4 protein-coding genes and 1 pseudogene are annotated in these 11653 nt (G+C 70.5%); 1 reads left to right on the forward strand and 4 read right to left on the reverse strand.

Going from position 1 to position 11653, the window contains the following annotated elements:
* Positions 1-6 precede the first annotated feature (6 nt).
* Positions 7-1269, reverse strand: a pseudogene (locus ACFY2L_RS02510) (PP2C family protein-serine/threonine phosphatase); the annotation flags it as partial.
* A 74-nt stretch (positions 1270-1343) separates the two neighbouring features.
* Positions 1344-6758, reverse strand: a complete 5415-nt coding sequence (gene pulA, locus ACFY2L_RS02515) for a pullulanase-type alpha-1,6-glucosidase (RefSeq protein WP_390821287.1) — start codon at positions 6756-6758, stop codon at positions 1344-1346.
* A 190-nt stretch (positions 6759-6948) separates the two neighbouring features.
* Between pulA and ACFY2L_RS02520 the strand changes: the two genes are divergently transcribed.
* Positions 6949-9018 carry a carbohydrate-binding module family 20 domain-containing protein gene (locus tag ACFY2L_RS02520; protein WP_390821288.1) on the forward strand — a complete coding sequence of 690 codons (2070 nt, stop codon included), beginning with the start codon at positions 6949-6951 and terminating at the stop codon, positions 9016-9018.
* A 91-nt stretch (positions 9019-9109) separates the two neighbouring features.
* Here the strand turns inward: ACFY2L_RS02520 and ACFY2L_RS02525 are convergent, their stop codons facing one another.
* Both ACFY2L_RS02525 and ACFY2L_RS02530 read right to left on the reverse strand, forming a co-directional pair.
* Positions 9110-10483: an alpha-amylase family protein gene (locus ACFY2L_RS02525; RefSeq protein ID WP_390655709.1), complete on the reverse strand. Its 1374-nt coding sequence runs from the start codon at positions 10481-10483 to the stop codon at positions 9110-9112.
* Between the two features lie 147 nt (positions 10484-10630).
* On the reverse strand, positions 10631-11407 hold the full coding sequence (locus ACFY2L_RS02530; RefSeq protein WP_390821289.1) for an Fpg/Nei family DNA glycosylase: 777 nt from the start codon (positions 11405-11407) through the stop codon (positions 10631-10633).
* Between the last annotated feature and the right edge of the window lie 246 nt (positions 11408-11653).

Here is an 11653-nt window from a genome sequence, read left to right on the forward strand (position 1 = left end):
TGAGGCTCACCCTAGCCGCAGCGCCAGCATCGCGATGTCGTCCTCCTGGTCGCGGCCGAAGCGGGCGAGCAGCAGGTCGCACAGGGCGTCCAGACCCTGCGGGGCCTCGGCGGCGGCCGTGCGCAACCGCTCCAGACAGACGCCGAGGTCCGTGCCGCGCGTCTCGATCAGACCGTCGGTGACCATCAGCAGCCGGTCCCCGGGCCCCAGCACCAGCTCGGCCGGCTCCGGACGGTCGAGGCCGAGCCCGAGCAGCGGCCCGTGCACGTCGACGTACCCGGCGCCGCCGGAGCCGGAGACGACCAGCGGGGGAAGATGGCCGGCGTTGGCCACCCGCAGCCGCCCGGTGGCCGGATCCAGCAGGGCCAGGCACACGGTCGCCGTGACCTCGGGGTGGTAGTGCTGGAGCATCCGGTCGAGACGGGCGGCCAGCACCGCCGGGTCGGGGTCCTCGACGCAGTAGGCGCGCAGCGCGTGCCGGATCTCCACCATCACCGCGGCCGCCTCCAGCGAGTGCCCCACGACGTCACCGACCGCGGTGAACACCCCGGCGCCGGTGGACACGGCCGCGTAGAAGTCGCCGCCGATCTCCGACTCCCGGGACGCGGGCACGTACCGCACCACGAGGTCCACGCCGGGCAGGCGGGGCGGCCGTTCGGGGCGGGGCAGGAAGCTGTGCTGCAGGGTGCGCGCGACATGGCGTTCCACCTGGTACATCAGCAGCGGCTCGGCGGCCAGCGCGGTGACCTGGGCGAGCCGGGAGAGCAGGCCGTCGTCGGCGACGGGGGCGGCGGCGGGGGTGGCCACGCAGACCGGGGTGCGGCGACGCCGGGTCACGGCCAGCACCAGGCGGGCCGCCTCCCGCCGGCCGGGCCGGAAGAACCCGGCGGGCCACAGCGTCGCCGGCGCGACCACGCCCCGCACCCCGCCGGGTCCCGCCGCGAGCCGGGAGACCATCCGGGCCACCGTCTCGTGCGCGGCCGCGTCCGGCAGCCCGAGCGCGCCGCGGTCGCGGGTGGTGCCCCGGTGCAGTCCGCCGTCCGGGCCGACCACGAACACGACGGCCGGGGCGCCGATGAGCCGCGCGGCGCCCTCCGCGGCCGCGTGGGCCAGCTCCCCGGGGCAGCGCGCCGTCTGTACGGCGACGGTCGTCTCCGCGAGCAGGGTCAGCCGACGGGCGCGCACCTCCGGGTCACCCCGCCGCCGCGCCCCGCGCAGCGCGGCCCGCACGACGGACTGCGTCTGCGGGGGTTCGGCGGGCACCGTCAGACTCCCGGCCCTCTAGGAAACGACGTGGTGGGGCGGCCCCGCACCCGGGACCGCCCCACCAACGTAGCCCTGTATCAGGAAACCCGGGAGAATACCGCGACAGTACGACCCGGAACGGCGAACGTGCCCGATTCACGCACGTAGGACGAGGTCTTGACGGTAGAGTCCGCGCCCGATGCCTGCACCGGGTGCAGCCGGTAGTCCTGGCCGGCGAGAGAAACGATCCGCTGCTTCTGCTCGGCCGGAGTCGCGTTGAACACGACGACCAGGTCGCCCAGCTCCATGGTGATCACACCGGGTGTCTCGTCCGTGCCGGACAGCGGGAAGGACAGCGCCGACTGCACCGCCTCGGCCGTGCCGAGCGAGAACGCCTTCTCCGTGGTACGGATCCGCAGCAGGTCCCGGTACGCGGCGGAGGCGGCCGTGATCTGCGCGCAGCCCACACCGACGGAGGTCAACAGGGGCTTGGCGTAAGGCCACTTGGAGGAGTTGTCGGCCGCCGGGGGCAGCCCGCGCCCGAAGCCGTTGCCGTCGGCGCAGTTCCAGTGGATCGCGTTGAACCAGTCGCCGCTGTCGTAGGAGTTGCGGTCCAGGGACTTGGAGCGCAGCAGGTCGGAGCCGGCCTGGGAGAGCGCCGGACCCTGCGAGAGGGCGCTCGTGGCCATCGCGAGCACCTGCATCCGGGCCCGGTCGGCCGCGGACGTGTCCTTCGGCAGCTTGTAGGCGAGGGCGTCGAACAGGGACTCGTTGTCGTGCGCGTCGGCGTAGGCGAGGGCGTCGCCCGGTGCGTCCGCGTAGCCGGCGGGCGAGCCGTTGTAGTCGACCTCGGCGCCGGTGACCTCCTTGCCGTCGGTGCCGGTGAAGGTGAACTGCCGGAGGTTGCCGGACAGGCCGACCTTGATCAGGTCCTGGTAGTGCAGGAGGCGGGCCTTCTGCTGCGCCGGAGTGCCGTTCGCCGTGGACGCGTTGGGGTCGGTGTACAGCCCGGACGCGAAGCCCTGGACGCCGGGGTCCTCGTCGAAGGGGCCGCCGCCGCGGACGGCGTCCCGGGCCCGGTCGGAGAAGGTCGCGACGCCGGTACCGGCCATGTTCTTCTGCGTGGCCTGCACGAAGCGGGCGTCGTCGGCGACCTCGCCGAAGTTCCAGCCCTCGCCGTACAGGATGATCTTCTTGCCGTCCACGCCGTCCTTGGCGGGGGTCAGTGCGTCCAGGGCCTTCCTGACCGCCAGGATGTTGGCCTTCGGGTGATGGCCCATGAGGTCGAAGCGGAAGCCGTCGACCTTGTACTCCTTGGCCCAGGTCACGATCGAGTCGACGACCAGCTTGCCCATCATGGCGTTCTCGGTGGCGGTGTTCGCGCAGCAGGTGCTGTTGGCGACCGATCCGTCGGCGAGGAGGCGCTGGTAGTAACCGGGGACGATCCGGTCGAGGACGGAGGTGTCCGCCTGGCCGCTCGCCGCGGTGTGGTTGTAGACGACGTCCATGACGACCCGGAGGCCGTCGTCGTTCAGCGCCTTCACCATCCTGCGGAACTCGACCGTACGGGCGGTGCCGTCCGGGTCGGTGGCGTAGGACCCCTCGGGGACGGTGTAGTGGTACGGGTCGTAGCCCCAGTTGTAGGCGTCCTTCGCGGCGCTCTTCGTCACGCACTCCTGCTGCTGCCCGGAGTCGGCCGCGTAGGAGGCGAGGTCGCAGTCCGGGGTCGCCTGGTCGGCCCTCTTCTCGGGGATGGTGGCGATGTCGAAGGCCGGCAGGAGGTGCACGTACGAGGTGCCCGACCGCGCCAGCTCGCGCAGATGCACGGAGCCGGCGCTGTCCCGGTCGGTGAAGGCGAGGTAGGTGCCCTGCTCCTGCGCCGGGACGGTCTCGTCCGCGACGGAGAAGTCCCGGATGTGCAGCTCCTGGATCTGGGCGTCCTTGAGGGCGACCGCCTTGGGCTTGGTGTACGACGACCAGCCCTTCGGCGCCAGGGACCTGTCGTCGAGGTCGACGACGAGGCTGCGCTCGGAGTTCGCGGTGAGCGCGACCGCGTAGGGGTCGGTGACCCTGTTGGTGACGACCTTGCGGACGCTGGGCGCCCAGACCTTCACCACGTACCGGTAGGGCTTGTTCTTCCAGGACCTGGGGCCGGTGACGGACCAGACGCCGGTGCCGGAGTCACGCTTCATCCGCACGGTGGAGCCGTCGAGTTCCAGTGCCACGCTCTGCGCGGTCGGCGCCCAGACGGCCAGCGTGGGGCGGCCGTCGTGGAACGCCGGGCCCAGCTCCGCCTTCGTCGCGGCGGGGTACAGATCGTCGAGTACGCCGGCGATCTGGACGCCCGTCGCCGCCAGGACGGCGCCGTTGGCGGCCCGCTGGGAGGCGACGATCTGACCGCTCAGCGCCTCCCGCACCCGGTCGCGGTCGCGCGGGTCGACCGACCAGGCCGTGTAGCCCTTCAGATGCGGGAACCTCGCCTTCTGGGCGTCGGTGAGCGTGGTCTTCGCCAGCCGCAGCCACCGCTCGTCGTCGCTGGTGAGCGTGCCGTCGTGGACGGTGATCGAGCCGTCGTGGGAGTACAGCAGCTGGGTGGAGGCGGCGGCCTCGGAGCCGTTCCAGGCGACCGTGTTCCGGTCGATCCAGACCGCCTTGGAGGTGGTCAGGTCTAGCGCGGCGGCGGATCCGGCGGGCTGCGGGAGCAGGTACTTCTCCTGGCCGTTCAGCAGCCACACCTCGTGGCCGTTCGCCGTGAGGTCGAGGGACTGGTCGGCGGGCAGGTCCTTCTCGTCGCCCTTGTGGATGATGTAGCTGAGGCTGGTGGCCCCGTCGGCGAGCGGTACCTCGAAGACCGCGCCGTAGGCGTCGGTGCGCACCGGCTCGAGGGGGCTGGACCACTCGCTGGGCTGGGCGGCGCCCGTCCAGACGTGCAGGCCCCAGCCGTCGTAGTCGCCGTCGGCACGGTGGTAGTGCAGGACCGCCTTGGTCTCGTCCTGGGCCGGGTGGCCGGGGTTCTCCGTGAGGACGGCCTCCTTGCCCTGCTCGATCCAGACCTCGCCGGTCTTCGTCACGTCGATCGTGCGGTCGGCGGAGACGTCCTTGGTGCCGTCCTTGTCGATGACGAGGAAGCCGACGTTCGACGCGCCCGGCTTCAGCTTGACGTAGGCGAAGGCGCCGTACGCGTCCCGGCCGGTGAAGGGGTGGCTGTCCGGCCAGTTCGTGGACTCGCCGTCGGCCAGGTCGCCCCAGGCGTACAGGCCCCAGTCCGCGTAGTCGCCGTCGGTGCGCTTGTAGTGGACGATCGCGTAGTCGCGGGAGGAGGCGGTGGGGACCTCCTCGGCGGGCGGGGTGCCGGTGGTGCTCGCGGCGGTGGCACCGGCGGTCCGGCCGGCCGAGTCGACGACCACCGCCTTGTAGCGCAGGGCGGTTCCGGCGGGCACGTCCCCGCCGATGGTCTGGGTGACCTTGTAGGGGGCGTGGTCGGCGGAGCCGAGGATCTTCCACCGTCCGTTGCCGGTCTGGGCGGCGAAGACGACCCGGTTGAGCTGTCCGCCGTCGACGTCGGCGCTCAGCTCGACGGTGCCGGTGGCGCCGGCGGCCGGGGCCCGGAGGGTGAGCGTCGGCTTGGCGGCGGGCCTGCCGAGCGGCCCGGCGGCCTTGAGGACGATCGCGGAACCGGCCGGAACGGTGACGGTGATCTTCTTGTCGGCGCCGGAGGTCACCGTCTTGCCGGTGCCGTGGATCCCGCGGAAGGCCATGTGCGCGGAACCGGTCTCGAAGGTCGCCGTCTTCGCCGTGTCCGCGTTGTTGAAGGCCACGACGTACTCGGTCGTGTCCTTGCCGGTGCCGGTGCGGGAGAACGCGTAGACACCGGCCCCGTCGGCCGCGTACCGCTCGGTCTGGACTCCGTCGGTCAGCGCCGGGTTGGCCTTGCGGAGCTTGGCGAGGGCCGCGATCCGCCGGTACAGCGGCGCCTTCGTGTCGTAGGCGTCGCTCGCGTGGGTGCGGTCGGTGCCGATCTCGTCGTCGTCGAGATAGTCGGCGACCCGGGAGGCGAACATGGTCTGGCGGGCGTCCTTGTCGCCGCCGGAGCCGGTGAAGCCCTGCTCGTCGCCGTAGTAGACGACCGGGTTGCCGCGGCTGAGGAACATCAGCTCGTTGGCGAGCGTGTCCTTGGCGAGCAGCTCGGCGTCGGTCGCCTTCGGGTTGTCCTGGTTCAGGAAGTACCCGATGCGGCCCATGTCATGGTTGCCGAGGAAGGTGACCTGCTCGTACGCGTTGGCCTTGTCGGTCGTGTACTTGTAGTCGTCTTCGAAGACGGACGCCAGTTTCCGCGCGCTGCCGCCCTGCGAGGCGTACTGCCGGGCCGCCTCCTGGAAGGGGAAGTCGAGGGTGGCGTCCAGGCGGCCCTGGGTGACGTAGGGGGAGGTGATGTCCGTGTCGGCGGAGTAGACCTCGCCGAACATGAAGAAGTCCTCGCGCCCCCGCTTCGCCGCGTAGGCGTCCAGGGCCGTGGCCCACTGGGTCCAGAACTCCATGTCGACGTGCTTCACGGTGTCGATCCGGAAGCCGTCGATGTCGAAGTCCCGCACCCAGCGCCGGTAGATCTTCTCCATCCCGCTGACGACCTCGGGACGCTCGGTCCACAGGTCGTCGAGGCCGGAGAAGTCGCCGTACGTGGTCGACTCTCCGGCATAGGTCGAGTCGCCGCGGTTGTGGTACATCGTCGGGTCGTTGAGCCAGGACGGGACCTTGGCGGTCCGCTGCGCGGCGGTGACCGTCGGGGTGCGCGGGAACGAGTCGGCGTCGACGGCGGGGAACGGGGAGCCGCCGGCCGCGTGGTCGGCGTCGTCGAAGGGCTCGCCGTCCTTCGTCAGGTACGGGAACGCGCCCTTGGAGAGGTAGTCGTAGGACTTCTCCTCGTAGTCGACCACGTCGGCGGTGTGGTTGGTGATGACGTCGAAGAAGACCTTCATGCCCTTGGCGTGCGCCTTGGCGATGAGGGTCTCGAGGTCCTTGTTGCTGCCGAAGTGCGGGTCGACCTGGGTGAAGTCGGTGATCCAGTAACCGTGGTAGCCGGCGGAGGCGTTGGCGCCCGTCCCCTGGACCGGCCGGTTCTTGAAGATCGGGGCCATCCAGATGGCGGTGGTGCCGAGGCCCTTGATGTAGTCGAGGCGCTTGGTCAGGCCCTTGAGGTCGCCACCCTGGTAGAAGCCCTTGTCGGCGGGGTCGTATCCGGTGCTGAGGCGTGAACCGGTGAGGCCGCCCTTGTCATTGGCGGCGTCCCCGTTGGCGAAACGGTCCGGCATGACGAAGTAGAACTGCTCGCGGGTGTCGTCGTGCCGGGCGGGCGCGGCGGCGAGCTTCGCGTCGGACGGGGGCGGGGGCGGACTGTCCGCGTGCGCGGCGAGCGGCTGCACGAGGGCGGCCGCCAGCGCTGTCACGGTGACGGCCGCGATCCGTCTTGCTTGCGCGGTGCGGCGCGCCGAGGGCGCCGGCCATCTCGGTATCACAGGCGAGAACTCCTTGCGATTACGGCTCTCTTGGGTCCGACCCCGCGCGACCGTATCGCTAACGAAAGGTTTACAGCAAGAGCCTTGCAATTCACAGCAAGAACTTTCACCGGAAACCTTGACGTGCCCTTCTCAACTGCCCCACGCTCACCGGTTGTTGAAACCCTAACTCCCCCTTCCGGAGCCGCACATGACCACCAGACACCACCCCCCGGGTGTCCTACGGCGCGCCACCACAGCCGTGGCCGCCGCCGCACTCGCGCTGACCGGCGCCGTCGCACTGCCGGCCGGCGCGGCCCACGCGGACACCACCACCGAAGGCGACGTCATCGCCAACCTGTGGGAATGGAACTGGGACTCCGTCGCCACCGAGTGCACCGAGGTGCTGGGCCCGGCCGGATACGGCGCGGTCCAGGTCGCCCCGCCCGCCGAGTCCCTCAAGCAGTCCTCGTCCTACTGGTGGGACGCCTACCAGCCGTACTCCTACGACCTGAACAGCCGCTTCGGCACGGCGGCGAAGTTCGCCTCGATGGTGACCGCCTGCCACGCGGCGGGCGTCAAGGTCTACACGGACGCGGTGATCAACCACACCGCCGCCCAGACCGGCACCGGCTACAACGGCACGACGCTCACCAGCAAGTACGACACCCCTGACTGGGACCCGGGCGACTACCACCAGTCCGACGACTGCAACGACTCCGACCTGATCATCGACGACTGGTCCAGCCTGTCCGAGGTCCAGAACTGCGAACTGCTCGGCCTGCCCGATCTGGAGACCGAGAACGACAGCGTCCGCTCCGGCATCGCGGCCTTCCTCAACAAGCAGCTCGCCCTCGGCGTGGACGGCTTCCGCATCGACGCGGCCAAGCACATCCCCGAGGCCGACCTCGCGGCCGTCGAGGCCAGGCTGACCACCACGACCTCGGGGGCCACGCCGTACGTCTTCCAGGAGGTGTACCCGGGTTCGACCCCGCAGCCGGCGGACTTCTACGCCTCCGGTGACGTCCTGGACTTCACCTATGCGAGCAAGCTGAAGTCGGCCTTCCAGGGCAATGTCGGCGACCTGGAGTCACTGTCGTCCTCCGGCATCCTCCCGGCCGCCGACTCGGTGTCCTTCGTGACCAACCACGACACCGAGCGCAACGGCCTGCACCTGAGCTACAAGGACGGCGACACCTACCGGCTCGCCAACCTCTTCCAGCTCGCCTACAAGTGGTCCACGCCCACCGTGTACGCCGGCTGGGAGTGGACGCAGAGCGACCAGGCCCCGCCGAACTCGTCGGGCTTCGTGACCGACACCGACTGCTCCCAAGGCTGGTACTGCCTCGACCGGGACACCGGCGTCGTCGGCATGGTGGCCTGGCACAACGCCGTCGGCACGGCCGCCGTGTCCCACTGGCAGACCAAGTCGTCCGGCGTGATCGGCTTCGGCCGCTCCGGTACCGGCTTCTTCGCCCTCAACAACGGCTCGTCCGCGGCCACCCACACCTTCACCACGGGCATGGCCGACGGCACCTACAAGAACGTGATCGACGGCGGTGCGAGCACGGTGACGGTGTCCGGCGGCAGCGCCACGCTCACCCTCCCGGCGAAGAGCGCGGTCGCCTTCTACGACGGCGCCTTCACGCCGTGCACGACCTGCGAGGACGATGACGACGACGCGACGTCCACGGTGAGCGCGACCTTCAACGAGTACGCGCCGACGACGAGCGGAACGAACGTCTACGTCGTCGGCTCGATCGCGGCCCTCGGCGGCTGGGACACCTCCAAGGCCGTGCCGCTGTCGTCCTCCGGCTACCCGGTCTGGTCGGGGGAGGTGAGCGTGCCCATCAACACGTCGTTCACGTACAAGTTCATCAAGAAGGACGCCTCCGGCACCGTCACCTGGGAGTCGAACGCCAACCGGTCCGCCACGACGACGACCTCGGCGCTCACCCTGAACAACTCCTGGAACGTGGCCGACGCGAGCGCCACCGACGTCACCTTCAACGTCAACGCGACGACGGACTGGGGCACCAACGTCTACGTCGTCGGCTCCCTCCCCTCCCTCGGCTCCTGGAACACGGGCGACCCGGTCCCGCTGTCGTCGGCGTCGTACCCGACCTGGAGCAGGACGGTGATCGTCCCGAAGAGCACCGCCTTCACGTACAAGTTCGTCAAGAAGGACGCCGCCGGGACCGTCACCTGGGAGTCCGGGACGAACCGCTCCTACACGACGGGCAGTTCGTCCGGGTACTCCACGAGCGACACCTGGAAGTGAGCCGCCTCGGCGGTCCCGGTCCGTCCGGGTGAGCGGGCCCGGTCGCCACGGCGGTGTGTCGCACCGGCCGTGGCGACCGGGTCCCGGAGGATCAGCAGCCGCTCTTGCCCACGTAGATCGCGAGGGCGGTGTTGGCGCCGAGGGTCGCGCTGAACTGCCCGCTGGAGTTCACCGTGACCGGCGTGTTGCTCTGCACGTCGCAGTACGTCCCCGCGGGCAGGGAGGTCTGATACGTCCGCGTCAGGCTGCCCGACTCGTGGTTGATGGCGACATAGCCCTTGGCGCCGCGGCCGAAGGCGATCGCGTCGCCGCCGTTGTCCCACCAGTTGGCGACGGCCTCGCCGCGCGTCGCGTTGCGGAAGGCGACCATGCGGAGGATCTCCGGCCAGGCGTGCTGGCACTTCCAGCCGTTCTGCCAACAGGCGCTGACCGCACCGCCGTTGGGCGGCCCCGCGTCCACGTCGGACCACTCGTAGCCGGAGTTGACGTCCGGGGCGCCGTACGGGTGGGCGAGCATGAAGACGTTGGCGAGCGTGTAGTTCGCCCCGTCCTTGTAGTTGAGGGTGGAGCCGTTGCGCTCGGTGTCGTGGTTGTCGACGAAGACACCCGCGACGGAGCTGTTCAAGTAGCCCCAGCCCTCGCCGTAGTTCTTCAGGTAGGCGAGGTTCTCGTTGTTGAAGACCCGCTTGAGGTCGTAGGCGTAACGGAACTCCTGCACATCCCCGTTGCCCGTGTACTCGGTCGGCTGGACGGCCTCGCCGGAGCCGTAGATGACCTCCTGCTTCCAGTACACGCCCGGGTTGGTCAGCCGCGACTTGATGTTGGCGAGGTCGGCGGTGTCGATGTGCTTGGCCGCGTCGATGCGGAAGCCGTCGACGCCGAGGGTGAGCAGGTCGTTCATGTAGCCGGCGACGGCCTTGCGGACGTACTCCTCACCGGTGTCGAGGTCGGCCAGACCGACCAGTTCGCAGTGCTGGACGTTCCAGCGGTCGGAGTAGTTCGAGACCTGGGAGGTGCAGTCGTCGAAGTCGTAGGAGGAGTACAGCCCGGGGTAGGTGTACTTCGTGTACGACGATCCGCCCGTGCCCGTGCCGCTCCCGGCCGACATGTGGTTGACGACGGTGTCGACGACGACCTTCACGCCGGCCGCGTGGCACGTGTCGACCATGTTCCGGAAGGCGGCCCGGTCACCGAGCCGACCCGCGATCTTGTAGCTCACCGGCTGGTACGACGTCCACCACTGCGCACCCTGTATGTGCTCGGCGGGCGGGGAGACCTGGACGTATCCGTAGCCGGCCGGTCCGAGGGTGCTGGTGCACTCCTTCGCCACCGAGGCGAAGTTCCACTCGAAGAGGACAGCCGTGACGTCCTTGGTGCCGGGCGGGGTGGCGTGGGCGGCGGGGCCGAGCAGGGTCAGGCCGGCGGCCAGGGCGACGGCGCCCGAAAGGGTTCTGCTGCTTGCCATGTGGGGGTTCCTTCTCCATTGAAGGCTCTTGCGGAAATCTTTCAGAAACCTTGCAGTGGCGCGATGTTAAGGGTTCGTTGGCCTGAAAGGGCAGGGGTGTGCGTGAAGGATCTGCAACAACTCACGGAGTGACACCCCGGATACGGGCTACTGGCAGCGCGGGCACCACACGGTGCCGCGCCCGCCCACGCGGGACCGGCGCAGAGGGCTGCCGCAGCGCGGGCAGACGGCGTCGGGGTCGTCGCGGTGGCCGGTGAGCCAGGAGTTCCGCGGCGGGACGCGGCCGGCGGGGATCGCGGAGCGCAGGGTGCGGCGCATGTGCGCGTACAGGCTGCGCCGCTCGGCCTCGCCGAGACCGTCGGCCCGGCTGGTGGGGCTCAGCCTCGCGCGCCACAGGATCTCGTCGGCGAGGAGATTGCCGAGTCCGGCCAGGACGGTCTGGTCGGTGAGGACGGTCTTGACGCTGCCGCGGCGGGAGGAGAGCGCGGCCTCGAAGTCCTCCCGGCCGACCGCCGTCGCGTCGGGGCCCAGGCGGCCCAGTACCCGTGTGACCTCGGACTCGTCGTGGGCCAGCCACAGGCCCTGGAGCTTGCGCTGGTCGCGGTAGCGGAGCTGCCGGTCGCGGGACACGGTGAACAGGACGCGGTCGTGTGCCTCGACCGGGTCGTTCGGGTGGGCGCAGAGCAGTTGGCCGGTCATGCCGAAGTGCAGCAGGAGGGTGGGGCCGCCGGTGCGGGCGAGCAGCCACTTCCCGTGCCGCTCGGGCCGGGTGAAGCGCCGGCCCTCCAGGGCGTCGCGCAGCCGCCGCGCACTCACCCCGTGCAGCACTCCCGTGTCCATGACGTCGACGCGCCGTACGACCCTGCCCTGCGCGCAGGACTCCAGCACCCTGCGGAATCCCTCGACGTCCGGCAGCTCGGGCATGGGGTCACGTCCTCCCGGTACGCCCTCCCCCGGCCGAGGAGCCGCCCGCCCGGCGAGCGGGCCGCCGCCCCTTCCTCCATGGTGGCCCGTGCCGGGCGTCGGTGCAGCACCGCTCTCGCCGGAGGGACGCCCGGCGGGTGCCGGAGATCGTCCGGTCTGCGCGCTCGAGCCCCGACCGGGCCCTCGTGGGCGCCACGGTGATCCTCACCGGAGTCCGCCGGGAGCGGCTCGCGCGGGTGCCTCCCC

It is taken from the genome of Streptomyces sp. NPDC001381 (assembly GCF_042895685.1).
Lineage (GTDB): Bacteria > Actinomycetota > Actinomycetes > Streptomycetales > Streptomycetaceae > Streptomyces.

What these genes read in the sequence shown, in the direction of transcription:
- ACFY2L_RS02520 (WP_390821288.1), top strand. Translation starts at nt 6,949, where the DNA reads ATGACCACCAGACACCACCCCCCGGGTGTCCTACGGCGCGCCACCACA.
- ACFY2L_RS02525 (WP_390655709.1), bottom strand. Translation starts at nt 10,483, where the DNA reads ATGGCAAGCAGCAGAACCCTTTCGGGCGCCGTCGCCCTGGCCGCCGGC.
- ACFY2L_RS02530 (WP_390821289.1), bottom strand. Translation starts at nt 11,407, where the DNA reads ATGCCCGAGCTGCCGGACGTCGAGGGATTCCGCAGGGTGCTGGAGTCC.